The sequence below is a fragment of the Telluria sp. ZT3P26 genome (genome assembly GCF_059686035.1).
Window position 1 is genome coordinate 129,115 of the sequence record NZ_JCASII010000002.1, and the last position, 24,338, is coordinate 153,452.

General features: G+C 65.2%; 21 protein-coding genes. 5 read left to right on the top strand and 16 right to left on the bottom strand.

Annotation, left to right across the window (positions count from 1 at the left end):
• The first annotated feature begins 151 nt into the window (after nucleotides 1–151).
• The gene (locus tag AC56LN_RS08375) at nucleotides 152–637 is read left to right on the top strand and encodes an SRPBCC family protein (RefSeq protein ID WP_499570902.1); all 486 of its coding nucleotides are present in this window, start codon (nucleotides 152–154) and stop codon (nucleotides 635–637) included.
• A gap of 62 nt (nucleotides 638–699) precedes the next feature.
• Here AC56LN_RS08375 and AC56LN_RS08380 read toward each other — a convergent pair whose 3' ends face one another.
• Nucleotides 700–2,139: a dihydrolipoyl dehydrogenase gene (locus AC56LN_RS08380; protein WP_499570904.1), complete on the bottom strand. Its 1,440-nt coding sequence runs from the start codon at nucleotides 2,137–2,139 to the stop codon at nucleotides 700–702.
• A gap of 257 nt (nucleotides 2,140–2,396) precedes the next feature.
• Here AC56LN_RS08380 and AC56LN_RS08385 point away from each other — a divergent pair, with 257 nt between their 5' ends.
• Nucleotides 2,397–2,984, top strand: coding sequence for a PEP-CTERM sorting domain-containing protein (locus tag AC56LN_RS08385; protein ID WP_499570906.1), 588 nt, complete (start codon nucleotides 2,397–2,399; stop codon nucleotides 2,982–2,984).
• Here AC56LN_RS08385 and AC56LN_RS08390 read toward each other — a convergent pair.
• Both AC56LN_RS08390 and hemE read right to left on the bottom strand, forming a co-directional pair.
• Nucleotides 2,981–5,002, bottom strand: coding sequence for a primosomal protein N' (locus AC56LN_RS08390; protein WP_499571597.1), 2,022 nt, complete (start codon nucleotides 5,000–5,002; stop codon nucleotides 2,981–2,983). The two genes, AC56LN_RS08385 and AC56LN_RS08390, sit on opposite strands and share 4 nt — an antisense overlap.
• A gap of 562 nt (nucleotides 5,003–5,564) precedes the next feature.
• Complete coding sequence (hemE, locus tag AC56LN_RS08395; RefSeq protein WP_499570908.1) at nucleotides 5,565–6,647, bottom strand: uroporphyrinogen decarboxylase; 1,083 nt, start codon at nucleotides 6,645–6,647, stop codon at nucleotides 5,565–5,567.
• 89 nt (nucleotides 6,648–6,736) lie between these two features.
• Here hemE and AC56LN_RS08400 point away from each other — a divergent pair, with 89 nt between their 5' ends.
• From AC56LN_RS08400 to AC56LN_RS08410, 3 genes are all read left to right on the top strand, one after another.
• Nucleotides 6,737–8,677, top strand: coding sequence for a dipeptidyl-peptidase 5 (locus AC56LN_RS08400; protein WP_499570910.1), 1,941 nt, complete (start codon nucleotides 6,737–6,739; stop codon nucleotides 8,675–8,677).
• Entirely contained in the window at nucleotides 8,674–12,840 is a 4,167-nt protein-coding gene (locus AC56LN_RS08405; protein WP_499570913.1) for an SNF2-related protein, read from the top strand. Before AC56LN_RS08400 ends, AC56LN_RS08405 begins: the two co-directional genes overlap by 4 nt.
• A gap of 149 nt (nucleotides 12,841–12,989) precedes the next feature.
• The gene (locus AC56LN_RS08410) at nucleotides 12,990–14,894 is read left to right on the top strand and encodes a DUF885 domain-containing protein (RefSeq protein ID WP_499570915.1); all 1,905 of its coding nucleotides are present in this window, start codon (nucleotides 12,990–12,992) and stop codon (nucleotides 14,892–14,894) included.
• Nucleotides 14,895–15,139: 245 nt separating this feature from the next.
• Here AC56LN_RS08410 and tatC read toward each other — a convergent pair whose 3' ends face one another.
• The 13 genes from tatC to hisD form a co-directional block, all read right to left on the bottom strand.
• Nucleotides 15,140–15,895 carry a twin-arginine translocase subunit TatC gene (tatC, locus tag AC56LN_RS08415; protein WP_482896631.1) on the bottom strand — a complete coding sequence of 252 codons (756 nt, stop codon included), beginning with the start codon at nucleotides 15,893–15,895 and terminating at the stop codon, nucleotides 15,140–15,142.
• Between the two features lie 11 nt (nucleotides 15,896–15,906).
• Nucleotides 15,907–16,428: a Sec-independent protein translocase protein TatB gene (tatB, locus tag AC56LN_RS08420; protein ID WP_482896632.1), complete on the bottom strand. Its 522-nt coding sequence runs from the start codon at nucleotides 16,426–16,428 to the stop codon at nucleotides 15,907–15,909.
• Between the two features lie 12 nt (nucleotides 16,429–16,440).
• Nucleotides 16,441–16,683, bottom strand: coding sequence for a Sec-independent protein translocase subunit TatA (gene tatA, locus AC56LN_RS08425; RefSeq protein ID WP_183555135.1), 243 nt, complete (start codon nucleotides 16,681–16,683; stop codon nucleotides 16,441–16,443).
• Between the two features lie 124 nt (nucleotides 16,684–16,807).
• The gene (locus tag AC56LN_RS08430) at nucleotides 16,808–17,182 is read right to left on the bottom strand and encodes a histidine triad nucleotide-binding protein (protein WP_482896633.1); all 375 of its coding nucleotides are present in this window, start codon (nucleotides 17,180–17,182) and stop codon (nucleotides 16,808–16,810) included.
• Nucleotides 17,183–17,333: 151 nt separating this feature from the next.
• On the bottom strand, nucleotides 17,334–17,675 hold the full coding sequence (locus AC56LN_RS08435) for a phosphoribosyl-ATP diphosphatase (protein WP_183555131.1): 342 nt from the start codon (nucleotides 17,673–17,675) through the stop codon (nucleotides 17,334–17,336).
• A complete protein-coding gene (gene hisI, locus AC56LN_RS08440) occupies nucleotides 17,672–18,082 on the bottom strand; it encodes a phosphoribosyl-AMP cyclohydrolase (protein WP_482896634.1) in 411 nt (136 codons plus the stop codon). The genes AC56LN_RS08435 and hisI overlap by 4 nt, the downstream gene beginning before the upstream one ends.
• 3 nt (nucleotides 18,083–18,085) lie before the next feature.
• Nucleotides 18,086–18,847 carry an imidazole glycerol phosphate synthase subunit HisF gene (gene hisF / locus AC56LN_RS08445; protein ID WP_482896635.1) on the bottom strand — a complete coding sequence of 254 codons (762 nt, stop codon included), beginning with the start codon at nucleotides 18,845–18,847 and terminating at the stop codon, nucleotides 18,086–18,088.
• A 135-nt stretch (nucleotides 18,848–18,982) separates the two neighbouring features.
• Nucleotides 18,983–19,759 (bottom strand): 1-(5-phosphoribosyl)-5-[(5-phosphoribosylamino)methylideneamino]imidazole-4-carboxamide isomerase, encoded by a 777-nt coding sequence (gene hisA / locus AC56LN_RS08450; protein WP_183555125.1) that lies wholly within the window; start codon nucleotides 19,757–19,759, stop codon nucleotides 18,983–18,985.
• Between the two features lie 43 nt (nucleotides 19,760–19,802).
• A complete protein-coding gene (hisH, locus tag AC56LN_RS08455) occupies nucleotides 19,803–20,444 on the bottom strand; it encodes an imidazole glycerol phosphate synthase subunit HisH (RefSeq protein ID WP_183555123.1) in 642 nt (213 codons plus the stop codon).
• Between the two features lie 13 nt (nucleotides 20,445–20,457).
• Nucleotides 20,458–21,048: an imidazoleglycerol-phosphate dehydratase HisB gene (hisB, locus tag AC56LN_RS08460; protein ID WP_183555121.1), complete on the bottom strand. Its 591-nt coding sequence runs from the start codon at nucleotides 21,046–21,048 to the stop codon at nucleotides 20,458–20,460.
• A gap of 27 nt (nucleotides 21,049–21,075) precedes the next feature.
• Complete coding sequence (hisC, locus tag AC56LN_RS08465; RefSeq protein WP_499570919.1) at nucleotides 21,076–22,176, bottom strand: histidinol-phosphate transaminase; 1,101 nt, start codon at nucleotides 22,174–22,176, stop codon at nucleotides 21,076–21,078.
• Entirely contained in the window at nucleotides 22,173–23,003 is an 831-nt protein-coding gene (locus AC56LN_RS08470; protein ID WP_499570921.1) for a DNA-methyltransferase, read from the bottom strand. The genes hisC and AC56LN_RS08470 overlap by 4 nt, the downstream gene beginning before the upstream one ends.
• Nucleotides 23,000–24,337: a histidinol dehydrogenase gene (gene hisD, locus AC56LN_RS08475; RefSeq protein ID WP_499570923.1), complete on the bottom strand. Its 1,338-nt coding sequence runs from the start codon at nucleotides 24,335–24,337 to the stop codon at nucleotides 23,000–23,002. The genes AC56LN_RS08470 and hisD overlap by 4 nt, the downstream gene beginning before the upstream one ends.
• Nucleotide 24,338: the final 1 nt, after the last annotated feature.

Here is a 24,338-nt window from a genome sequence, read left to right on the forward strand (position 1 = left end):
GGCAACCAAGGCCGGATTGCAACAGGCCGCCGTTGCGCGCCTGCTTCCCCGCATGCGCCTGCGAGGCAGACCGGGATCGGGTACCATGCGACCTTTGCAGGCGCTGCGCCACGCGCGACGCCGTCGCCCTATTTTTCTGGAAATCTGCCCCATGAAATTCGAACATCTCGTCGAAATCAACGATCCGATGAACCCGCTGCTCGACACGCTCACCCGCGAGCAGCTGTGGCACGGCCTGGTGCTGCGCGCCGAGCAGCCGAAGCTGTTCATCCCGCACCTGGATGCCTGCGAGATCCTCGAGCGCGACGCCGGCGTCATGCGCCGCCGCCTGACCTTCGGCCCGCTGGTGATCGAAGACAAGGTGACCCTGACCCCGCTGCAGGAAGTGCATTACGACGTGCCGGCCCAGGGCGACATCGCTGCCTCGACGCTGCGCATGATGATCGAGGCGCCCACCGAGGCCATGCTGCTGGTGCGCTTCTGCTACGACGACGGCATGGGCGAACACGTCGACCAGGCCAATGCGATGTACGACGAATTCAAGAAGTCGGCCTACGAAGAAGCCGACATCGACACCGTGCGCATCCTGCGCCAGCTGGCCGGCCAGGGCAAGCTCGCGACCACCCTGCTCAACTGATCCGGCGGTCCGGCGATCCGGCGGTCCGGCGATCCGGCGGTCCGGCGGTCCGGCGACGCGGCCTAGATGCCCGGCTGGGTCTCGGCTGCGTAGGTCGCGCTCTCGCCCTGCGACAGGCTGGTCGCCAGGGCGCGCAGCGCCGTGCGTACACCTTCCTCGATCACCGGATGGTAGAACGGCATCTCCAGCATCTGGTCGACCGTCAGGCGCATCTGGCATGCCCATGACAGCAGGTGCGCCAGGTGTTCGGCGCGCGGCGCGATCATCTCGGCGCCCAGGAACAGGCGCGAGCCGTATTCGGCATACACGCGCAGCATCCCCTTGTTCTGCAACATGACGCGGCTGCGGCCCTGGTTCTCGAACGACACGCTGCCAACGGCGAACTTGCGTTGGCCCCCTGCGCACAATTCCCGGTAGCTCTTGCCCAGGGTAGCGATATTCGGCTCGGTGAAGGCCACCGCGATCGGCGTGCGGCGCAGGCCCGGGCGCACGTCGGGATAGCGGCCCGCATTGTCGCCGGCGATCTTGCCGTGATCGGCCGCGTCGTGCAGCAGCGGGCGCTCGTTGTTGGCGTCGCCTGCGATGAAGATATGGCTGGTGCCGCATTGCATCGTGCGCGCGTCGAAGGTCGGGATGCCGTCATCGCCCCGCTCCAGGCCAGTCAGTTCGAGCCCCAGGTCATGCACGTTCGGCGTGCGCCCGGCTGCCATCAGCACGTACTGGAAGCGTTCGCTGCTTTCCTTGCCCAGCGCGTCGCGCACATGCAAGACCACCTCGTCGCCCTCCTGCTTCGCACCCACGACCTCGGTCTGGAACGCGATATCGACCTCCTCACCCAGCACCTGCGCCGCGCAGCGCAGCACTTCGGGGTCGCTGATATTGGCGATGGAGCCGCCGCGCGCGTAGAAACGCACGCGCACGCCGAGCCGGCTCAGGGCCTGGCCCAGTTCCAGGCCGATCACGCCGGTGCCGATCACGGCGACAGACGCTGGCAGGTCATTCCAGTAGAACACGTCGTCGCTGGTGACGATGCCGGGACCGACATTATCGAGCTGCGGCAGGCGCAGCGGCGTCGAGCCGGTGGCGATGACGACGCGCCCGGTGTGGATTTCGGTATGGTCGTCGACCTGCAGCGTGCACGGGCCGGTAAAGCGCGCGTGGCCCTGCAGGCGGTCCTGGGCGGGAATGGCTTCCACGGCCTCGAGCACGAAGCCGACGAAGCGGTCGCGTTCGCGCTGGACGCGCGCCATCACGGCCGGGCCATCGATCCGCACTTCGCCGGCATGCACGCCGAACGGACCGGACGTGTGCAGCGTGTGCGCCGTCTCGGCCGCAGCGATCAGGAGCTTGCTCGGCATGCAGCCGACCCGGGCGCAGGTGGTGCCGTAATGTGCGCTCTCGATCACCACCGTGCGCGCGCCCTGGGCCTTGGCCGCGCGATAGGCCGTCATGCCGGCGGTGCCGGTGCCGATGACGGCGACATCCACGTTCAGTTGTTTCATGGTGCTCTTTCGCTGTTGACAGGCAAAACGATACGCTATTTCACGTGCGCAGGTGGCATTTCAGGCTGGATGCCCACTGGCGCGCCCAAGGCTTGCAACCAACAGTACAGCAAGCAATGTCGACCACTTTTACAGATTCTGAATGACAATTTATATTGCTTTGATTTTTCCTAACGGAATCAACAACATGGATGAGTTCTTCACTGCGGCACGGTATTTGCATGCATCCCGGGCTCAACCCCACCCCAGGAGATGTCATGACATTCGCTTCGCTCAACAGATTGCTGGTCAGCCTGTCGCTGTTCGTTTGCTCATCCGTGTTTGCCGCGCCCCTGGCCGTCAATGTCAGTGGGATCGAGAGCCATGGCCTCTACGGCGATGAGACGAATACCGTGCTGACGTTCAATGTCGGCGCCAATTCGATCATTACCACCGTCAGCTACACGTTCAACCTGACGGCGTTCAGTCCGAGCTATTTGTCGGAACTGACGCTCGGGTTCGAGGACTCCAGCCAGGCTAACGGCCTCTTCTTCAATCCAGGCTTCATCGACGAAAATCCAGGGACTGGAACCTATTCCGGTTTCGCTGACCTGGTCGACCTCGGCCTGAGTTTTGCAGTCGGCGCCGACGGTATCCTGCGCCTGGAATTCTTTGAAACTGATTTCGACGACATCGACGGCGCCGATGGCATCTGGAACTTCGGCACCATCACGTTTGGCGTGGAACCCGCCAGCGCGGAAGTACCTGAGCCAGCCACCGGCCTGCTGCTGGGCGCCGGCCTGGCCATGATGGGCTACGCGAACCGCCGGCGCCAGGCGGCGCGCAAGGCTGCCAGCGTGGCTTAAATATCGAGCGGGTCGACTTCGAGCGACCATTTCACGCGGGCCTTCATGGCCCGCAGCGTTTCCATCCACTCGCGCAGGAAGGCCTGCAGGGCCGGGCGCGAGCTGGACTCCACCAGCAACTGCGCGCGGTCCATATTGTGCACCCGCGTCATCGTCATCGGGATCGGGTCGTTGATCAGGATCCCGTCGTGCGCCAGGCAATCACGCGCCGTCTCCAGAAATGCAATCGCGATCGGCAGCTCGCGCGCCTCGGCCCGCAGCAAGGCCTGGTACATGTACGGCGGTAGCCCCGCTTCGCGCCGTTCATCCAGCAACTGGCCGGCAAAGCGCTCGTAATCGTGGCGCATCACCGCGCCGTACAGCGGATGCTGCACGTAACGCGTCTGCACCAGTACCTCGGACGGCGCGCCAGCCCGCCCTGCCCGTCCCGCCACCTGCATCAGCTGCGCAAACAGGCGCTCGCTGGCGCGGTAGTCCTGCGAGAACAGCGCCGTATCCGGGTTCAGGATGCCCACCAGCGTGAGCTTCTTGAAGTCGTGGCCCTTGGCGACCATCTGGGTGCCGATCAGGATATCGACTTCGCCCCGGTGCACGCTGTCGAACGCCGCCTGCGCGCTGCCCTTCAGGCGCGTGGAGTCGGCGTCGATGCGCAGGATGCGCGCTTCGGGGAACATCGCCCGCAAGCCTTCTTCGACGCGCTGCGTGCCCCGGCCCAGTGGCTGGATGTCGACGTTGCCGCAGGTCGGGCACGAGCGCGGGATGCGCAGCTCCAGGCTGCAGTGGTGGCAGCGCAGCCGGTTCTCGGGCTTGTGCAGCACCATGAAGGCGGTACAGCGCGTGCAGTCGCTGATCCAGCCGCAGGCGTCGCACGAAATCACGGGGGCGTAGCCGCGCCGGTTCAGGAACAGCAGTGACTGCTCACCACGCTCCAGGCGCAGGCGCAGCGCGGCGACCATCTCGGCGGTCAGGCCGTCGCGCCCGCGGTCGCGCTCCATGTCGATCAGGCGCACGCGCGGCAGCACGGCATCCTGGACGGCGCGCTCGCGCAGGTCGAGCCGTGTGTAGCGCCCCGAGCGCGCGTGGTGCCACGATTCGAGCGATGGCGTGGCCGAGCCCATGACGATCGGAATGCCGAGCTGGTGCGCGCGCCAGACGGCCAGGTCGCGCGCCGAATAGCGCAAGCCTTCCTGCTGCTTATATGACGGGTCGTGTTCTTCGTCGATCACGATCAGCTGCAAATGCGGCAGCGAGGCCAGCAGCGAGAGCCGCGTACCGAGCACGATGCGCGCCTGGCCCAGGTGCGCCGCCAGCCAGTGCAGCATGCGCTCGCCTTCGGACAGGCTGCTGTGCAGCGTGGCGAGCATCATGCCCGGGAAGCGCGCCCGGATATTGCCTTCGAGCTGCGGCGTGAGGTTGATCTCGGGCACCATGATCAGGATCTGCGCCTGCGGGTCGCGCGCCAGCACCTGGGCGCAGGCTTGCAGATAGACCTCGGTCTTGCCGCTGCCGGTCACGCCCCATAACAGGAACGGTTTGAAACCGGTGGCGCCGCCGATGGCGTCGGCCGCCTCCTGCTGGGCCGTGTTCAGCACTGGCATGCCCACCGCAGTGGCGTCCTGCGCGGCGTCGAGCCTGGCCAGCTTTTTCAGCGCGCGCCCCAGCGCCACCGTTTTGGGTACCCGCAGGTTCTTCGGCAGGCCGGGCAGCGCGACTTCGCCGAGCGGGCGCTGGTAATACTCGGCGGCAAACCGCGCCAGCGCGAGCCAGCGCGCGGACAGCGGCGCCAGCTCGCTGCGCACGGCCAGCGCATCCTTGAGTTTTTCGGGCGGCACGTCGCTGGTAAACTTGACCGCGACGATCAGGGCCATCACCTCGCGCCGCGCAAACGACACCAGCGCCAGCTGGCCGGGCAGCGGTTCGTCACCGGGTTGGCAGGGCCAGCGGTAATCGAAACTGCTGTTGAGCGGCGTGTCGATCACCACTTCGAGGAAGCAGTGCGGTTCGACCGGTGCATGCATGCTGGTTGACAATCTGGGTCCTGTGCAAATCTGTGGAGAACTTTGTGAATAGCGGGGGACTTGACCCCATCAAAGGTTTACGTTAGATCAAGTCACAGACGATAATTCTCGAATTCAAGACAATTTTAGTCTTTGTAATCAATGGCTTGGAAATTCACCGAAAAACCTGTTAACAACCTCGACCACATTTCGCGCCTTGTGCATAACTCTGCAATTTTCCGTGGAAAACTCACTGCACTGCGTCATATAGTTAAGGCGATACATGAAGTGTGACGCTAAGTCCCGGTAAACCAAGCACTTTTCCCCGTTCTTGCAAGGCCTGTTGATAACTTTGTGAACAAGGCGCCGAATCCGGCTGAATTCTGCTGGACAACCTTCATCAACAAGACAGCCAGATCGCATAACCCTGGCATAAAACGCTTATGAATCATTGACTTGCGCGTAAACACGAAAAATCGAGATGTCCACAGGAACGTTTATCGGATTTGCGGAAGTTGTGAACAAGTGAGGAAGTCGGCCTGCCAACACGCTCTTGCAAGTGCGCCGCAGGCCGTGGCCAGGATTACGCGGCGCGCTGCTTGCGGCTGAAGCTGTGCACCGCTTCGACCATCGCGGTGACCGATTCCGGCGGGGTGAATTGCGAGATGCCGTGGCCCAGGTTGAACACGTGGCCGTGGCCGTTTGACGGCGTGCCATACGCCGTCAGCGAGCGCTCGACTTCGGCTGCGATCTGGTCCGGCGCAGCAAACAGGATCGCCGGGTCGAGGTTGCCCTGCAGCGCCACGCGGTCACCGACCAGCGCGCGTGCCGTGCCCAGGTTCACGGTCCAGTCCAGGCCCAGCGCATCGGCGCCGATATCGGCCATCTGGTCGAGCCAGATGCCGCCGCCCTTGGTGAACACGACAGCCGGGATGCGCACGCCATCCTTTTCACGCTGCAGGCCGGCCAGGATCTGCTGCATGTAGCGCAGCGAGAAGGTCTGGTAGGCGCCGTCGGCCAGCGCCCCGCCCCACGAATCGAAGATCATCACGGCTTGCGCGCCGGCGTCGATCTGCGCGTTCAGGTAGGCGGTGACGGCCTGGGCATTGATGTCGAGGATGCGGTGCATCAGGTCGGGCCGGCTGTACAGCATCTTCTTGACGGTGTGGAACTCGCGCGAACCGGCGCCTTCGACCATATAGCAGGCCAGCGTCCACGGGCTGCCCGAGAAGCCGATCAGCGGCACGCGGCCATTGAGGGCGCCGCGGATCTGCGTGACGGCCTTGAACACGTAGTCGAGCGACACCATGTCGGGCACTTCCAGCGCATGGACCTGCTCTTCGGTGCGCAGCGGACGCTCGAACTTCGGGCCCTCGCCATCGGCGAAATACAGGCCCAGGCCCATCGCATCCGGCACAGTCAGGATGTCCGAGAACAGGATCGACGCGTCCAGCGGGAAGCGGTCGAGCGGCTGGAGCGTGACTTCGGTGGCGTAGTCGGGATTTTTTGCCAGGCCCAGGAACGAGCCGGCGCGCGCGCGGGTGGCGCGGTATTCCGGCAGATAGCGGCCCGCCTGGCGCATCAGCCATACCGGCGTGTAGTCGGTCGGCTGGCGCAGCAGCGCACGCAGGAAGGTGTCGTTCTGGAGCGGGGCAAATTGTGGCATGGGAGGCATCGGTTTGATAGGCAGACGCCTATTATCGCATTCTTGGGGGCGCACTATAATGCTCGTCCACCCTTCGAAAAAGCCCCTCTATGACCGTTGCCACCAGCAAACAAGCCACGCCATGCGGCGCCTGGACTTCCCCGATCACTGCTGCCGTCGTTGCTGCCGGCGCCGTGCCGCTGGCGCAGCCGATGCCCGACGGCGCCGCCATCGGCTGGCTCGAGGGGCGCACCAGCGAAGGCGGGCGCATGACGCTGATGGTGCACGACGCCGACGGCACGCGCGAGCTGACGCCGGCGCCGTTCAATGTGCGCAGCCGCGTGCATGAATACGGTGGCGGCGCCTACCTGCTCAGTGGCGGCGTAGCCTGGTTTTCGCACCATGCGGACAACCGCCTGTACCGGGTCGAGGGAAATGGCCAGCCGGTCGCCGTCACGGCGGCTGACACCGGGCATCGCTTTGCCGACTTCGTGCTCGACGCCGGGCGACGTCGCCTGGTGGCGGTGCGCGAAGACCATTCGCTGGGCGCGACCTACCCCGTCAACACGCTGTGCGCGGTGGGCTTTGACGGCGCCGAGACCGTGCTGGTCGAAGGCAGCGACTTCTATGCCGCGCCGCGCCTGTCGCCCGATGGCCGCCAGCTGGCCTGGCTGTGCTGGGAGCTGCCGCACATGCCGTGGGAAGGCACCGCACTGTGGCTGGGCGACGTGGCCGCCGACGGCGCGATCGTCAACCGGCGCCTGATCGCCGGCGGGGTGGATGAAGCGATCTGCCAGCCTGAATGGTCACCGGGCGGCGTGCTGCACTTCGTGTCCGATCGCAGCGGCTGGTGGAACCTGTACCGTTACGCCGCTGACGCTGTCGACGCCCTGTGCGAACGCGCGGCCGAATTCGGCGTCCCGCAGTGGAACTTCGGCGGGTCGCAGTACGCTTTCCGTTCCGAAGAACAGATCGTCTGTGCGTATATCGAAATGGGCGTGAGCCACCTGGGCATCGTCTCTACCCACGACGGCAGCCTGACGCCGCTGGAAACGCCGTATGAAGACATCCGCGACGTCAAAATCAGCGGCGACATCGTGACGCTGCTGGGCGGCGCGCCGACCATCGCGCCCGAACTGGCGCGCATCGACCTGGCTGGCGCGCCGCTCGAGGTGCTGGCGCACTCGATTCCGCAACTGCCGGCCACGTCGTACCTGGCCGTCCCGCTGGCAATCAGCTATCCAAGCGCCAACGGCCGCACTGCGCATGCCTTCTACTACGCGCCAGCCAATCCGGATTACGCACCACTGCCGGACGAGCTGCCACCGCTGATCGTGATCGGCCATGGCGGCCCGACCAGCATGGCCACCAGCACGCTGAAGCTCTCCACCCAATACTGGACCAGCCGCGGTTTCGCGGTGCTGGACGTGAACTACGGCGGCAGCACGGGCTTCGGGCGCGATTACCGGAACCTGCTCCAGCACCAGTGGGGCGTGGTCGATGTCGAGGATTGCGTGGCCGGCGCGCGCCACCTGGCGGCCATCGGGGCGGTCGATCCCGAGCGCCTGCTGATTCGCGGCAGCAGCGCCGGCGGCCTGACGGTGCTGTCGGCACTGGCCTTCCACGACGTGTTCAAGGCCGGCGCCAGCTATTACGGCGTGTCCGACCTGGCCGGGCTGGATGCGGATTCGCACAAGTTCGAGTCGCGCTACAACGCCTACCTGACCGCGCCGCCCGAGCGCGCCCAGGCCGTGTACCGCGAACGCTCGCCGATCCACCACAGCGACAAGTTGCGCAGCCCGATGATCTTCTTCCAGGGCCTGGACGACAAGGTCGTGCCGCCGCAGCAGTCCGAAAGCATGGTCGACGCGCTGCGCGCGCAAAAGCTGCCGGTGGCCTACCTGACGCTCGAAGGCGAAGGCCATGGCTTCCGCAAGGCCGACAGCGTGGTGCGCACGCTCGAAGCCGAGCTGTATTTCTACCTGCGCGTGTTCGGCATTGCCGTGCCGGCCGACCTGCCCGCCATCGAGATCGAGAATCTCGCCGCATGAAGGGTGGCCCACTGCCAGGCGACATCCGGGCGCAGCTGGCGGCCTGCAGCGCCGAAGAACACGCGATCCTGACGCTGCTGGCGATCGCCGGCGAGCCGATGGGCCGCCAGCGCATCCTCGAGCACATGCGGGCGCTGAATGCCCCGTTGCCGGCCGCGCAATGGGCCGACGAACTGGCGCGCCTGAAGGCCGAAGGCTTGCTGGTCGACGCCAACGAACGCGGGTTGGGGCTGGCCCCGGCGGCCAGCTGGCCCGTGCTCGACTTTGCCCTCGACAGCGGCCTGTTCGACGTCGTGGCCGGTGCGTATGGCGCGGTATCGACCGTACGCCGCGACTGGCAGGGCCACCTGATGCTGCGCAGTTATCGCCAGGGCCTGGCCCTGCTGCGCATCGCGCTGCTGACGCGGCAAGACATCGACGTCGTCACGCCGCTGCTCGACGCCTGTCTGGCCTGTCATGAGGCGAGCTACCTGCACCCGCTGGTCGACGTCTGCGCGCGCCCGTTCACGCCGGCGCTGATCGAGCGCATCCACCCGCGCCTGCGCGAGACCGTGCTGCACATCCTGGTGATACATGTGCGCAGCGAGCCCGCGCTGGCCCCGGCGGTGCGCGCCTGCGCCGAGGGCTACATCACGCGCAGCAGCCCGGAAAGCCTGCTGCGCCGGGCGCTCGGCGAACACTACATCCTGTGCGGGCGTCTGGACGATGCGCTTGAACTGGTCGCCGAGATGACCGATTCACCGGGCCTGTTCCTGCGCAGCGTCGTCCAGCTGCTGCGCGACGATGTCGACGGCGGCCTGGCGGGCGTCGAAGCAGCCCTCAAGCAGCTGCGGCGCGAGACCGGCAAGCGCAAGGCCACCTTTGGCGGCCACTGCGCGCATATCGCCGTGGCAGCCCTGCTGCGCAGCAGCGAGCCGGCGCACCGCAAGCTGGCCGATGCCTGGCTCGAGATCGAAACGCGCGCCGTGCAGCGGCCCGACAATGCGGTCTGGTTCCAGCTCGGCATGCTGCACGAAATCCGGCGCGGCACTGTCGATGCAAGCCTGTTCGCCACCCGCAGCTGGGAACTGTCGCTGGAGCCGACCGTGTTCCGCGCGCTGATCCACTATTGGCTGGCACTGCCCGCATTGAACAGCCAGCGTGCGCGCCTGGAAGACATGCTGGCCCAATCCGAGCTGGCCGGGTTCGACCTGTGGTCGGCGCAGCTGGCGGGCGTGCTGGCACAGATGGGCCAGGCGGGTTATCTGATTCACGAGACGCGCGCGGGCGAGCTGCGCCAGCGCCACCGCTTGCCCGACATGGCGCTCTGGTTCACGCGCGAAGAGCCGTGGGAGCGCCAGCTCAATGCGCTGATCAACCTGCAACCCGCCCTCACGGTGGAGCAGGTCAAGGAGTCGCGCCTGGTCTGGCTGATCCGCCATGACCCGCATCTGGGCGTGCAGGAAATCGAACCGCGCGAGCAGAAGCGCGATGCGCAAGGTGCGTGGAGCCGTGGGCGCGCGCTGGGCCTGAAACGCCTGGCCGAAGAAGGCGCGCAGCTCGAGTTCCTCACGGCGCAGGACCTGCAGGCGATCAATGCGATTGCCGGGCGCCGTTACTACGCCGGCAGTGGCATCCGCTTCGAACTCGAAGTGCACAAGGCGCTGGCGGCGCTGGTCGGCCACCCGCTGCTGTTCTGGATGGCCTCCCCCGGCACGCGCGTCGAGCTGCTGCCGGGCGAGCCGGAACTGCTGGTGAAAAAACAGGGCGACAAGGTGTCCATTGCGCTGCACCCGCCGATCGACAACGAAGACGGCGACGTGGTCATCACGCTCGAGACGCCCACGCGCCTGCGCCTGGTGCGCATCAACGACGAACACCGCCGCATCGCCGCCATCGTCGGCGCCGGGCTGGACGTGCCGCTGTCGGCCGAGCGGCGCGTGCTGCGCGCCATCGGCGCGGTGGCATCCAGCGTCACCGTGCAGTCGGACATCGGCGCGAGCAGCGCCGACATCGAGACCGTGCCGGCCGACGCGCGCATGCACATTCACCTGCGGCCCTACCAGCAAGGTTTGCGCATGCAGTTGCTGGTGCGCCCCCTGCCCGCCGGCGCCTACTACGGCCCCGGCGAAGGCGCGGCCAGCGTGATCGCCGATGTCGACGGTATCCGCACCGAAGCGCAGCGTGACATGAACGCGGAGCGCGAGGCCGAACGTCAACTCGTCGGCGCCTGCCTCGTGCTCGAACAGGGCGAGCAGGAACACGGCGAATGGCTGCTCGGGCAGCCGGTGCTGGCACTCGAACTGGTCGAGGAGCTCAGGGGACTGGATCCGGCCTCGATCGTCGTGGCCTGGCCCGAGGGCGAATCGTTCCGCGTCACGAAAAAAGCGACCTCGAAATCGGTGCGGGTCCAGATCCGGCGCGAGCGCGACTGGTTTGCCGCCAGCGGCGACATCGTCATCGACGAAGGCCGCGTGATGAGCCTGCGCACGCTGCTGGAAAAGCTGCGCGAGAGCGGCAGCCGCTTTGTCGCGCTGGGCGAGAACGATTACCTGGCGCTGTCCGACGAACTGCACCGGCGCCTGATGGAACTGGGCGCGTATGGCGAACTGCATGGCGACGGTATCCGCACCCACGCGCTGGCCAGCTTCGCGCTGGGCGAATTGGCACATGATGCCGGCAGCGTCGACGGGGACAAGGCCTGGCAGGCGCACCTGAAGCGCATGGCCGACAGCGCCGCCTTCACGCCCACGCTGCCGTCGACGCTGCAGGCCGAGCTACGGGACTATCAGCTCGACGGCTTCGAGTGGCTGGCGCGCCTGGCCCACTGGGGCGTGGGCGCTTGCCTGGCCGACGATATGGGCCTGGGTAAAACGCTGCAGGCGCTGGCGCTGCTGCTCACGCGCGCCAAGGACGGCCCGGCGCTGGTGGTCGCGCCGACGACCGTGTGCCTGAACTGGATCGACGAAGCGGCGCGCTTTGCGCCGACGCTGAACCTGAAACTGTTCGGGCCGGGCGAGCGCGCGGCGACCGTGGACGACGCCGGACCGTTCGACGTCGTCATCGTCAGCTACGGCCTGCTGCAGCAGGAGGCGGCGCGCTTCAAGGGCCGCCGCTGGCACAGCATCGTGCTGGACGAGGCACAGGCGATCAAGAACATGCACACCAAGCGTTCGCAGGCCGTGATGGCGCTGCAGGGCGACTTCCGGATGGCGGCCACCGGCACGCCGCTCGAAAATCATCTGGGCGAGTTGTGGAACCTGTTCCGCTTCATCAATCCGGGTTTATTGGGCAGCGCCGAGCAGTTCCAGCTGCGCTTTGCCGGCCCCATTGAAAAAGCCCAGTCCGAGAAAGTGAAGGACCGGCGCGCCGAAGTCGCCGCCCGCGCGCGCCTGCGGCGCCTGACCGCGCCGTTCATCCTGCGCCGCACCAAGGCGCAGGTGCTGGCCGAACTGCCGCCGCGCACCGAGATCGTGATCCCGGTCGAACTGAGCGCCGAGGAAAGCGCGCTGTACGAATCGCTGCGGCGCCAGGCACTCGACAAGCTGGCCGCACTGGAAGCGCCCGAAGGCCAGAAGTCGATCGAGATCCTGGCCGAGATGATGCGGCTGCGCCGCGCCTGCTGCAATCCCGAGCTGGTCGCACCCGGCGCCGGCATCATCAGCAGCAAGCTGGCCGCGTTCGCGCGGCTCACGGCCGACCTGATCGAGAACCGCCACAAGGTGCTGGTGTTCAGCCAGTTCGTCGATCACCTGAGCCTGATCCGCCAATATCTCGACGCGCAGGGCGTGCGCTACCAGTACCTCGACGGGTCCACGCCGATGCAGGAGCGCAAGAAGCGGGTCGACGCGTTCCAGGCGGGCGATGGCGACATGTTCCTGATCAGCCTGAAGGCGGGCGGCGTGGGCATCAACCTGACGGCGGCCGACTACGTGATCCACATGGACCCGTGGTGGAACCCGGCGGTGGAAGACCAGGCCTCGGACCGCGCGCATCGCATGGGGCAGCAGCGCCCGGTGACGATCTACCGGCTGGTCGCGCGCGGCACGATCGAAGAAGGCATCGTCGACCTGCATCGCCACAAGCGCGACCTGGCCGACAGCCTGCTGGAAGGCACCGAGATGGCCGCGCGGATGTCGCCAGCGGACATGCTCGACATGCTGCGCACGGGACTGGGCAGGTAGCGCTGCCTTGATAGAACAGTAATATTGCACTTTGTCCCGTTCGTGTCGGAATGTTTCATCCGTCCGCAAACGGCGGGTTTGGTGCTAACCTGCACGCGATTCGCGCCGTTGCGGATCACGAATTCACACTTGTTACAGGGCCGAATACGATGATAAAAACGAAAATCGCGCTGGCAGCCGTGCTGGCCTGCTTCGCACTGGCGCCGGCCAGCGCCGCCGCTGCCAAGCCAGCCAAGAGCAAGGCCAAATCGACCAAGGTCGTCAAGAAGTCGACCAAGGCCAAGAAGGCCGTCGTCGGCGCCGCCGCCATTGGCGCGACTGCCGCTGCCGCCAGCAAGAGCGCCAGCGCCAGTGACAGCGCCGCGCCGGCGAAGGCCAGCGAAGGCCGCCTGGATCGCCGCATGGCCACGCTGAGCATGCAATACCTGACCGCGCTGTGGCGCGTCGACCCGGAAGGCGGCATCTATGTCGGCAAGTTCGACCAGGCCGCGAACCTGACGCTGCCCGATCCCGCGACCCGCGCCAGCAAGCTGGCCTTTGCCAATGAGTGGCTGGAAAAATTCGGCAAGCTCGATCCGAAGCAGCTCTCGCCGCGCTACCGCACCGACCTGGTCCTGCTGCTCAACAAGCTGGAAAAGGACCGCTGGGCATTGACCACCTGGCGCGAGTTCGAGTGGAACCCGTCGGCCTACAACATCGCCGCGCCGCTCGACCTGATCCTGAATACCGAGTACGCAGCCAAGCCGCAGCGCCTGCGCACGATCCTCAAGCGCCTGACCGACGTGCCAGCCTATTACGCGGCTGCACAGGCATCGATCAAGACGCCGACCCGCGAGCACACCCAGCTGGCGATCAGCCAGGCGCCGGGCACGCTGGCGGTGCTGGCCGACCTGGGCAAGGCGGCCCAGGAATCGATCCTGACCACGCAGGAAAAGACCATCTTCGCGCAGCGCATCGCCAACGCCGGCACGGCGGTGCTGGGCTACGTCGACTTCTTGACCGACATGGAGAAGCGCCAGGCCGCCAATGGCCAGGCGCGGCCGTTCCGCATCGGCAAGGCGCTGTACGAGCAGAAGTTCGCGCTCGACATCCAGTCGTCGAGCAGCGCCGAGCAGACCTACCGCAAGGCGCTGGCCACGCGCGAAGAGCTGCTCACGCACATGGACAAGATCTCGGACGAGCTGTGGCCGCGCTACATGGCCGGCGTGACCAAGCCAGCGGAGCGCTTCCAGAAGATCGGCATGATGATCGACAAGCTGTCCGCCCGCCACGTCAAGCGCGAGGACTTCTTCACCGAGATCCGGCGCCAGATCCCGCTGCTGCAGGACTGGGTCATCAAGCATGACCTGCTGACGCTCGACCCGAGCAAGCCGCTCGAAGTGCGCGAGACGCCGATGTACCAGCGCGGCGTGGCCGGCGCGAGCATCGATGCGCCCGGACCGTACCGCTCGAAGGACAAGACGTACTACAACGTCACGCCGATGGACAGCCTGACGGATGCCCAGGCCGAAAGCAGCCTGCGCGAGTACAACGAATGGATCCTGCAGATCCTGAACATCCACGAAGCGATTCCGGGCCACTACGCGCAGCTGGTGCACGCGAACCGTTCACCGTCGCTGATCAAGTCCCTGTTTGGCAATGGCGCGATGGTCGAGGGCTGGGCGGTCTACGGCGAGCGCATGATGCTCGAATCGGGTTATGGCGACAACGCGCCCGAGATGTGGCTGATGTACTCGAAGTGGAACCTGCGCAGCGTAACCAACACGATCCTCGACTACAGCGTGCACGTGAACGGCATGAACCAGGCGCAGGCGATCGACCTGCTGACGCGCCAGGCCTTCCAGACACGCCAAGAAGCCGATGAAAAGTGGCGCCGCGCCACGCTGACGTCGGTCCAGCTGACCAGCTACTACAGCGGCTACGAGCAGATCATGGAACTGCGCGAGCGTCGCAAGGCGCAACTGGGCGAGCGTTTCAACCTGAAGGCGTTCCACGACCAGTTCCTGAGCTACGGCAATGCGCCGGTCAAGATGATTTCGGAGTTGATGCAGTAATGGTGCAGTAGCGTCCGGTACGTCGTTTCCGCGAAGGCGGGAACGGCGTGGATTGGACGACGGCTGGGACACGGGAATTATGTGATAGCCCCCGTACGTCGTTCCCGCGAAGGCGGGAACCCCAGTTCGTCGCGTCGTGCCGGCTTTGGCTCACGCCGCAGGGCATGCCTGCTGACTTGGGTTCCCGCCTGCGCGGGAACGACGTGGGTTGGGGTGCGGTGACGAAGCCCGGCTGCGGGCTTCGGTTACGCGGTTTCTTCCGGCGCGCGCGTGGCGCGGGCGAACATGGGTGCAACCATCAGGCCCAGCTCGTAGAGCAGGCACATTGGAATGGCCAGCGCCAGCTGGCTGACCACGTCCGGCGGCGTGACGATCGCCGAGATGACGAATGCGCCGACGATCACGTACGAGCGCACTTCGCGCAGCTTCTCGATCGGCACGATGCCCATGCGCACCAGGATCACGACAACCACCGGCACTTCGAACGAGGCGCCAAACGCCAGGCACATCGACATCACGAAATCGAGGTAGTTTTCAATATCCGGTGTGACGGCGATCGACGTCGGCGCAAACGCGCTGATGAAGTGGAACACGCGCCCGAACACGAAGAAGTAACAGAACGCCACGCCGCCGATGAACAGCAGCGACGACGAAATCACGAGCGGCATCACCAGGCGTTTTTCATGCGCGTACAGGCCCGGCGCGATGAAGGCCCAGGCCTGGTAGAACACCCACGGCAGCGCCAGGATGAAGGACAGCAGCAGCGTGACCTTCATCGGGACGAGGAACGGCGAAATCACGCCGGTGGCGATCATGGTCGAACCGGGCGGCAGCGACGCAATCATTGGCGCGGCAATCAGGTCGTAGATCTGGGACGGGCCAGGCCACGCCATCAGCGCGGCGCACACGATCGCAATGCCGATCGAGGCCTTGACCAGGCGGTCACGCAGCTCGACAAGGTGCGAGATGAAGGTATCTTCGCCGGCGGCTTGGTCAGTCATCAGCTAGGCGATCAGAAAAAAGAGGAAGTGGAGTTCGCGCCGGCACCGGGACGGTACTTGCGCACGCGGGCCGCGCCCGACATCACATGGCGCTTGGTGCCATGGCGGTTCTTGTACCAGGCCGGCACGCTCGAGGTGCGCACCAGCTTCTTGCGGCGGAAGTCCTTGGCCTTGCGGTCGATGTCGGCCACGGTGGGCGTGATCGCGTGCGCGGTCGCATCCGAGCCGCGCTCGTCCCACAATGCCTCGACTTCATCGACATGGCTGGTCACGGACGAGCCGAATTCGCTCGTTGCCGATTCGACGTCGTTCTTGAACGACTGCGCGCGGTCCTGCACCTCTTTGTGCAGGTTGCGCAGTTCGTCGAGTTCGATTTCACGGCTGACCTCGGACTTGATGTCATGCAGGTAACGCTGGGCACGCCCATAGAGCGTGCCAGCCATGCGCGCCACCTTGGGCAGCTTTTGCGGCCCGATCACGATCAGCGCGACCACGCCGATGATCGCGATTTTCGACAGTCCAAGATCAATCATGAGGACGCCGGATTACAGGCGGGTCTTGTCGCGGGCTTCCACGTCGATGGTCGACTTGTCGGCCACCTGCTGCGTTGCCTGGACACGTGCGGCTTCTGCTTCGGCAGCCCGCTCTTCGTCGCCCTTGACGCCATCCTTGAAGCCCTTGACGGCCTTGCCCAGATCGGAACCCATATTGCTGATCTTTTTGGTGCCGAAAATCAGCATCACGACCACCAGCACGATGACCCAGTGCCAAATACTCAATCCACCCATATTGTTCTCCTGATGGCGCCTGGCGCCTGAAAAATTAGTGCTGCGCAAACTGCATACACACCGAGTATATGCGATGCGGGAGCCCGTTGCTCCCAATCGAACTTAGGCCAAACTTAGACGCATCTTACAGCCCCAGCCCGCGCCATGGACGCGGACCGCCGTACATGTGCAGGTGCAGGTGATACACCTCTTGCCCGCCATCCGGACCGGCATTGATCAGCGTCTTGAAACCGCCGCCCGGCGTGCCATCGGCAGCCGTCTTCACGGCAATACCATTTTGCTCGGCAAGTTTCGGCGCCAGCGCCAGCATCTTGCCCAGCAATGCCGCATGCTCGTCGGTGCAATCGGACAACGTGGCCACGTGCACCTTCGGAATCACCAGCAAGTGCACGGGCGCTGCCGGATTGATGTCCTTGAACGCCAGCACGTCGTCGTCTTCATAGACGATGGCAGCCGGAATTTGCTTGGCAACGATCTTGCAAAAAATGCAGTTATCCATTCGGTCTCCAGATGATTACATTGCATGACACGCAAGCGAGCACCGGCATCGTACCAAGGCTCCATGACATCGCCATGACGACGAGGGACTGATTATGACACCGGTTCGGCGGGTTGGCACGCCAGCCATGCACGCCGGCCGGCGTGCAGGCTCAGGCGTCGGTGCGCGCGGCTTTCTCGTCCAGCCCGGAGACGCCTTCGCGCCGCGCCAGCTCGTCGAGCACCTGCTGCGGCGTGAGGTCGAACTTGGCCAGCAGCACGAGCGAGTGGAACCACAGGTCGGCGCATTCGTACAGCACCTTGCTGGCATCGCCATCGACGCGGGCGTCCTTGGCGGCCATCACCAGTTCGGTGGCTTCCTCGCCGATCTTTTTCAGGATGGCGTCGTCGCCCTTGGCGAACAGCTTGGCGACATACGATGCGGCCGGGTCGCCGCCATTGGCGGGTTTGCGCGATTCGATCACGGCCGCGACGCGGGCCAGGGTAACGCTCATGGGGTCTTCTTGTCTTTTGAGTAAATCGTGTCGGGATCCTGCAGCACCGGTTCGACGCTGTGCCAGTCGCCGTTGTCGTATTTCTGGAAGAAGCACGAGTGGCGCCCGGTGTGGCAGGCAATCCCGCCGACCTGCTCGATCTTGAGCAGGACGACGTCTTCGTCGCAGTCCAGGCGGATCTCGCTCACCTTCTGGATGTGGCCGGACTCTTCGCCCTTGTGCCACAGCTTCTTGCGCGAGCGGCTCCAGTACACGGCTTCGCCCGATTCGACAGTACGGGTAAGCGCTTCACGGTTCATCCAGGCGAACATCAGCACGTCGCCGCTGGTTGCTTCCTGCGCGATGACGGGCACCAGGCCGTGTTCGTCCCAGCGCACTTTATTGAGCCATTTGGCATTGGTCGGCATGGGTTACTCCAGGCGCATCGGGATGCCGCGCTCGTGCATGAAGCGCTTGGCTTCGCCGACCGTGTGCTGCCCGTAGTGGAAAATGCTGGCCGCCAGGACCGCGTCAGCGTGGCCCTGCAGGATGCCGTTGGCGAGGTCTTCCAGGCCGCCGACGCCACCCGAGGCGATCACGGGGATGCCCACGGCATCGGACACGGCGCGCGTCAGGCCCAGATCGAAGCCCGACTTGGTGCCGTCGCGGTCCATCGACGTGAGCAGTAACTCACCGGCGCCGAGGCTTTCCATCTTGCGCGCCCATTCGACGGCGTCCAGCCCCGTCGCATTGCGCCCGCCATGCGTGAAGACTTCCCAGCGGCCCGGCGCGATCTGCTTGGCGTCGATCGCCACCACGATGCACTGCGAACCGTGCTTGTGGGCGCAGTCGAATACCAGTTGCGGGTTGGTGACGGCCGACGTATTCATGCTGACCTTGTCGGCGCCGGCATTGAGCAGCCGGCGCACGTCTTCCACCTTGCGCACGCCGCCACCGACGGTGAGCGGAATGAACACGGTCGAGGCAACGGCTTCAATGATCGGCAGGATCAGGTCGCGGCCATCGCTCGAGGCGGTGATGTCGAGAAAGGTGATTTCGTCGGCGCCTTGCGCGTCATAACGGCGCGCGATTTCGACCGGATCGCCGGCGTCGCGCAACTCGTTGAAGTTGACGCCCTTGACGACCCGGCCGCCGGTGACGTCCAGGCAGGGGATGATGCGTTTTGCGAGCATAGAAATCTCTGCGTTAGCTTATGCACGTCATCCCCGCGAAGGCGGGGACCCAAGTCTGCACGCACATCGACTGCGCTTGAGGACTTGGGTTCCCGCCTTCGCGGGAACGACGGCTTGGGGGCGGTAGGCCCGGCTTTACGCCTGCGTCCCTTCGGTCAGTTCATCGGCGCGGTCCTGGGCCGAGGCCAGGTCGAGCGTGCCTTCGTAGATCGAGCGGCCGCAGATCACGCCCTCGATGCCTTCGTCCTGCACCGCGCACAGCGCTTCGACGTCGGCCAGCACGTGCACGCCGCCCGAGGCGATCACGGGAATCTTCACCGCGCGCGCCAGCTTGACGGTCGCGTCGATGTTCACGCCGCCCATCATGCCGTCGCGGCCAATGTCGGTGTAGACGATCGATTCGACGCCATAGCCTTCGAATTTCTTGGCCAGGTCGATCACTTCGTGGCCCGACATCTTGCTCCAGCCGTCGGTGGCGACCTTGCCGTCGCGCGCGTCCAGGCCAACGATGATGTGGCCCGGGAAGGCGCCACAGGCGTCGTGCAGGAAGCCCGGGTTCTTCACCGCGGCGGTGCCGACGATGATGTAGCTGATGCCGTCATCCAGGTAGCGCTCGATGGTGTCGAGGTCACGGATGCCGCCGCCCAGCTGGACCGGGATCTCGTCGATACCATTGTCTTCGGCGTATTCCTGCACGATCTGCAGGATCGACTTGATGGCCGATTCATTTTTTGGCTTGCCCGCGAATGCGCCGTTCAGGTCGACCAGGTGCAGGCGCCGCGCGCCTTGCTTGAGCCAGTGCAGCGCCATTTCGGCGGGATCTTCGGAGAACACGGTGGCGAGTTCCATATCGCCTTGTTGGAGGCGAACGCAGTGACCGTCTTTCAGGTCGATGGCGGGGATCAGCAGCATGGTCGTTGTCGGTAGAGTTAACGGGTTAAAAACAAAGGGTGAATCAAGGATTCCAGTGAATGAAATTGCGGTACAGGCGCAAGCCCGCTGCCGCACTTTTCTCCGGGTGGAACTGGGTGGCGACGATATTATCGCGGCCGACGGCGCAGCAGAACGGGCCGCCGTAATCGGCTTCGCCGATCACATCATGCGCGTTTTCGGGCGCTGCGTAATAACTGTGCACGAAATAGAAGTAGCTGTTGTCGTCGACGCCGTCCCACAGCGGGTGTGCGCGCGACTGGCGCACGCGGTTCCAGCCCATTTGCGGGACCTTGAAGCGCGAGCCGTCGTTCTGCAATTTGCCGTCGAGCTGAAACCGGACGACCTTGCCCGGCAACAGGCCCAGGCCCGGCGTGCCGCCATTTTCTTCGCTGGCGTCGAACAGCATCTGCTCGCCCACGCACACGCCCATGATCGGGCGCGTTTTTGCGGCGCGCAGCAGCGCGTCTTCCAGGCCCGATTCACGCAGGCTGCTCATGCAGTCGCGCATCGCGCCCTGCCCCGGCAGCACGATGCGGTCGGCCGCATCGAGATCAGCGGCCGAGCTGGAAACGAGCACGTCGGCTTCGGGCGCGGCGGCGCGCAGCGCCTGGACCACCGAGCGCAGGTTGCCCAGTCCGTCGACCACAACAATTTTATTGGCCATGTCGCGTCTCGCCTTACAGGCTGCCCTTGGTCGACGGGATGATGCCGGCGGCGCGTTCATCGAGCTCGCTGGCCATGCGCAGCGCGCGGCCAAATGCCTTGAACACGGTTTCGCACTGGTGGTGGGCATTCACACCGCGCAGGTTATCGATGTGCAGCGTCACGCCGGCGTGGTTGACGAAGCCGCGGAAGAATTCACCGGTCAGGTCGACGTCGAAGGTGCCAATCATGGCGCGCGTGAACGGGATGTGCATTTCCAGACCCGGGCGGCCCGAGAAGTCGATCACGACGCGCGACAGCGCTTCGTCCAGCGGCACGTAGGCGTGGCCATAGCGGCGGATACCCTTGCGGTCGCCAATGGCCTTGGCCACGGCCATGCCGAGCGTGATGCCGGTGTCTTCGACCGTGTGGTGCGCATCGATGTGCAGGTCGCCCACGGCCTCGACTTCGAGGTCGAACATGCCGTGGCGCGCGATCTGGTCGAGCATGTGGTCGAGGAACGGCACGCCCGTGTTGAGCTTCTGGCGGCCGGTGCCGTCCAGGTTGATCGAGACGCGGATCTGCGTTTCGTTGGTATTGCGGGTAATGTCGGCGGTGCGGGTCATTGCTCGGGTGCTTTTATAAGAACACTACTACAGGGAAGCCTTCAGGGCGGTCAGGAACTGGTCGTTCTCTTGCGGCGTGCTGACCGTGACGCGGATGCAGTTGGCCAGCAATGTGTGCATTTTACTCAAATTTTTGATCAGGACCTTCTCGCCATGGAGAAGCTTGCAGGCGCGCTCGGCGTCGGGCACGCGCAGCGCGATGAAATTGGCGGCCGACGGGAACACTTCCACACCTGGCAGGGCAGCCAGTTCCGCGGCCAGGCGGGTGCGCTCGACGTTGAGCAGCTCGGCCTGGCGATCCAGCACGTCCAGGTGCTCGAGGGCGAATTCGGCCGCCACCTGGGTCAGGATATTCACGTTGTACGGTGGGCGCACCTTCTCGAATTCGGCCAGCAGCGGCGCGGCCGCCGCCATGTAGCCGAGGCGGATGCCAGCCAGGCCAAGCTTGGACAGCGTGCGCATCACGATCAGGTTCGGGTACTGCGGCAGGCGGTCCATGAAGCTGACCTTGGCGAACGGCTGGTAGGCTTCGTCCACGACAACGACGCCATGCTCGCCCAGCGCGGTGATGATCGCTTCCATGTCGGCTGCGTCGTACAGGTTGCCGGTCGGGTTGTTCGGGTACGCGAGGAAGACCAGCGACGGCTTGTGCTCGTCGATGGCGGCCAGCATCGCCGGCAGGTCCAGCGAAAAGTCGGGCTTGATCGGCACGCCGACAAAATCCGCGCCGGCAAACTGCGCCGAACGCGAAAACATCACGAATGCCGGCACTGGCGCCATCACCACGGCGCGCTTCGAACCGTCGCGCTCCTGGCGCGCGATCGTGGTCGCCAGGATCGTGATCAGCTCATCCGAGCCATTGCCGAGCAGGACGTCGTAGCCCGCCGGGATACCCAGCCTGGCGCAAATGGCGTCCTTCAGCGTGCGGTACGACGGTACCGGATACCGGTTCAGCGCCGCATCGGCCAGGCGCTCGGCGAGCTGCGTGCGCAGCGCGTCCGGCAGCTGGTACGGGTTTTCCATCGCGTCGAGCTTGACGTAGCCGATCGAGTCCGGCACGTGGTAGCTGCCCACGGCGCGCACGTCGGCGCGGATGGTGTTCTCGATCAGTTTGGCGATGTCGGTCATGAAGTTTCTTCCGTGGAGAGTGTGGCCATGGCGGCCTTGGCCGCCTTGCGTTTTTTTGCCCCGGTCAGCGGCACCTCCGGCGCAGCCAGGCGCTCGTGGATGATGGCGCAATACGCGGGATTGAGTTCGAAGCCGGTGTACTGGCGCCCCAGGCGCTTGGCGGCGATGGCCGTCGTGCCGCTGCCCATGAACGGGTCGAGCACGATGCCGCCCGGCGGGCACGAGGCCTTGACCATGCGCTCGATGATCTCGAGCGGCTTTTGCGTCGGGTGGTCGGCGCGCTCCGGATGCTCGCGGTGCAGGCGCGACACGCTCCAGACGTCTTTCGGGTTGTAGCCCACTTCGAGCCACTTGGCGCCGATGAAGATCGAGCGCGAGCGGGCTTTCTTGGTCGCGGCGTCATACGGGATGCGCACCGCGTCCAGGTCGAAGTAGTAGTCCTTGCGGTTGGCGAAAAACCCGATCGTGTCGTGCACCGACGAGAAGCTGCGCACGCTGCCGCCCATCGACGGCACGCGGCGGTCCCAAATGATCTCGTTCATCATCGTCATGCGTTTTTTCAGCATCACGAAGATCTCGGGCGTGAAGCGCCACGTGAGAAAGATGTACAGGCTGCCGTTGGGCTTGAGCTTCGGCACCGCCGCGTCGATCCACTGCTCGGTCCAGGCCAGGTAGGCTTCGACGCTTTGCTGGTCCGAGGCGTTGCCGTAGTCCTTGCCCAGGTTGTACGGCGGGTCAGTCAGGATCAGGTCGATGGACCCGTCCGGGATGCGCGCCAGCCCTGACAGCGCATCCTCGCAGAATACCTGGTTGACCCAGTCGCTCATGATGCCTGGGGTGGGACGGTGTTCAGCCGTAGTTCCGCACTGCGCGCGTGCGCCTGCAGGCCTTCGCCATACGCCAGCGTGGCCGCGACCTTGCCCAGCGTTTGCGCGCCCGCTTCGCTGACCTGGATGATCGACGAACGTTTCTGGAAATCGTACACGCCCAGCGGCGACGAGAAGCGCGCCGTGCGCGACGTCGGCAGCACGTGGTTCGGACCGCAGCAATAGTCGCCCAGCGACTCGGACGAATAACGGCCCAGGAACATCGCGCCGGCGTGGCGGATTTTATCGGCCCACTGTTGTGGATCTTCAGCAGAGATCTCGAGGTGTTCGGCCGCGATGCTGCTGGCGATCTCGCAGGCTTCATCCATGCTGCGCACCTTGATCAACGCGCCACGGTCGCCCAGCGACGTCGTGATGGTGGCCGCGCGCGGCATCGTTGGCAGCAGCTTGTGGATGCTGGCTTCGACCCTGGCGATGTAGTCGGCGTCAGGGCACAGCAGAATGGCTTGCGCCAGTTCGTCGTGCTCGGCCTGCGAAAACAGGTCCATCGCGACCCAGTCGGGATCGGTCGTGCCATCGCACAGCACGAGGATTTCGGACGGGCCCGCGATCATGTCGATGCCGACCGTGCCGAACACGCGGCGTTTGGCGGCGGCGACATACGCGTTGCCCGGGCCGACGATCTTGTCGACGGCCCCGATGGTTTCGGTGCCATACGCCAGCGCGCCGACTGCCTGCGCGCCGCCAATGGTGATCACGCGCGTGACGCCGGCAATCGCCGCCGCAGCCAGCACCATCTGGTTCTTCACGCCGTCCGGGGTCGGCACCACCATGATGATTTCCTTGACGCCGGCCACGTGGGCCGGAATCGCGTTCATCAGGACCGACGACGGATACGCCGCCTTGCCGCCCGGGACATAGATGCCGACCCGGTCCAGGGGCGTGACGCGCTGACCCAACACGGTGCCGTCAGGTTCGGTGAAGGTAAAGCCGGTCGACGATTCCTTCTGGCGTTCGTGGTACACGCGCACACGGTCGGCCGCGACCTGCAGCGCGGCGCGCTGGTCGTCGGGCAGCGCGGCCAGCGCTGCTTCAAGCTCGGCCTGCTTGACGTCGAACTGCGCCATCGAGGTCGCGCCGCCGTTCGGGATGCGGTCGAATTTGTTCGTGTAGTCGAGCACGGCGGCGTCGCCCCGCGCTTTTACATCGCGCAGGATGCCGGCCACGGCCAGTTCGATGGCATCGTCGGTTTCGGCTTCAAACGCGAGCAGCGCGCTCAGCGTGGTGGCAAAGTCGGGTGCGGTCGAATCGAGCTTGCGGATCTGTACTGCCATT

What these genes read in the sequence shown, in the direction of transcription:
- AC56LN_RS08375 (WP_499570902.1), top strand. Translation starts at nt 152, where the DNA reads ATGAAATTCGAACATCTCGTCGAAATCAACGATCCGATGAACCCGCTG.
- AC56LN_RS08380 (WP_499570904.1), bottom strand. Translation starts at nt 2,139, where the DNA reads ATGAAACAACTGAACGTGGATGTCGCCGTCATCGGCACCGGCACCGCC.
- AC56LN_RS08385 (WP_499570906.1), top strand. Translation starts at nt 2,397, where the DNA reads ATGACATTCGCTTCGCTCAACAGATTGCTGGTCAGCCTGTCGCTGTTC.
- AC56LN_RS08390 (WP_499571597.1), bottom strand. Translation starts at nt 5,002, where the DNA reads ATGCATGCACCGGTCGAACCGCACTGCTTCCTCGAAGTGGTGATCGAC.
- hemE (WP_499570908.1), bottom strand. Translation starts at nt 6,647, where the DNA reads ATGCCACAATTTGCCCCGCTCCAGAACGACACCTTCCTGCGTGCGCTG.
- AC56LN_RS08400 (WP_499570910.1), top strand. Translation starts at nt 6,737, where the DNA reads ATGACCGTTGCCACCAGCAAACAAGCCACGCCATGCGGCGCCTGGACT.
- AC56LN_RS08405 (WP_499570913.1), top strand. Translation starts at nt 8,674, where the DNA reads ATGAAGGGTGGCCCACTGCCAGGCGACATCCGGGCGCAGCTGGCGGCC.
- AC56LN_RS08410 (WP_499570915.1), top strand. Translation starts at nt 12,990, where the DNA reads ATGATAAAAACGAAAATCGCGCTGGCAGCCGTGCTGGCCTGCTTCGCA.
- tatC (WP_482896631.1), bottom strand. Translation starts at nt 15,895, where the DNA reads ATGACTGACCAAGCCGCCGGCGAAGATACCTTCATCTCGCACCTTGTC.
- tatB (WP_482896632.1), bottom strand. Translation starts at nt 16,428, where the DNA reads ATGATTGATCTTGGACTGTCGAAAATCGCGATCATCGGCGTGGTCGCG.
- tatA (WP_183555135.1), bottom strand. Translation starts at nt 16,683, where the DNA reads ATGGGTGGATTGAGTATTTGGCACTGGGTCATCGTGCTGGTGGTCGTG.
- AC56LN_RS08430 (WP_482896633.1), bottom strand. Translation starts at nt 17,182, where the DNA reads ATGGATAACTGCATTTTTTGCAAGATCGTTGCCAAGCAAATTCCGGCT.
- AC56LN_RS08435 (WP_183555131.1), bottom strand. Translation starts at nt 17,675, where the DNA reads ATGAGCGTTACCCTGGCCCGCGTCGCGGCCGTGATCGAATCGCGCAAA.
- hisI (WP_482896634.1), bottom strand. Translation starts at nt 18,082, where the DNA reads ATGCCGACCAATGCCAAATGGCTCAATAAAGTGCGCTGGGACGAACAC.
- hisF (WP_482896635.1), bottom strand. Translation starts at nt 18,847, where the DNA reads ATGCTCGCAAAACGCATCATCCCCTGCCTGGACGTCACCGGCGGCCGG.
- hisA (WP_183555125.1), bottom strand. Translation starts at nt 19,759, where the DNA reads ATGCTGCTGATCCCCGCCATCGACCTGAAAGACGGTCACTGCGTTCGC.
- hisH (WP_183555123.1), bottom strand. Translation starts at nt 20,444, where the DNA reads ATGGCCAATAAAATTGTTGTGGTCGACGGACTGGGCAACCTGCGCTCG.
- hisB (WP_183555121.1), bottom strand. Translation starts at nt 21,048, where the DNA reads ATGACCCGCACCGCCGACATTACCCGCAATACCAACGAAACGCAGATC.
- hisC (WP_499570919.1), bottom strand. Translation starts at nt 22,176, where the DNA reads ATGACCGACATCGCCAAACTGATCGAGAACACCATCCGCGCCGACGTG.
- AC56LN_RS08470 (WP_499570921.1), bottom strand. Translation starts at nt 23,003, where the DNA reads ATGAGCGACTGGGTCAACCAGGTATTCTGCGAGGATGCGCTGTCAGGG.
- hisD (WP_499570923.1), bottom strand. Translation starts at nt 24,337, where the DNA reads ATGGCAGTACAGATCCGCAAGCTCGATTCGACCGCACCCGACTTTGCC.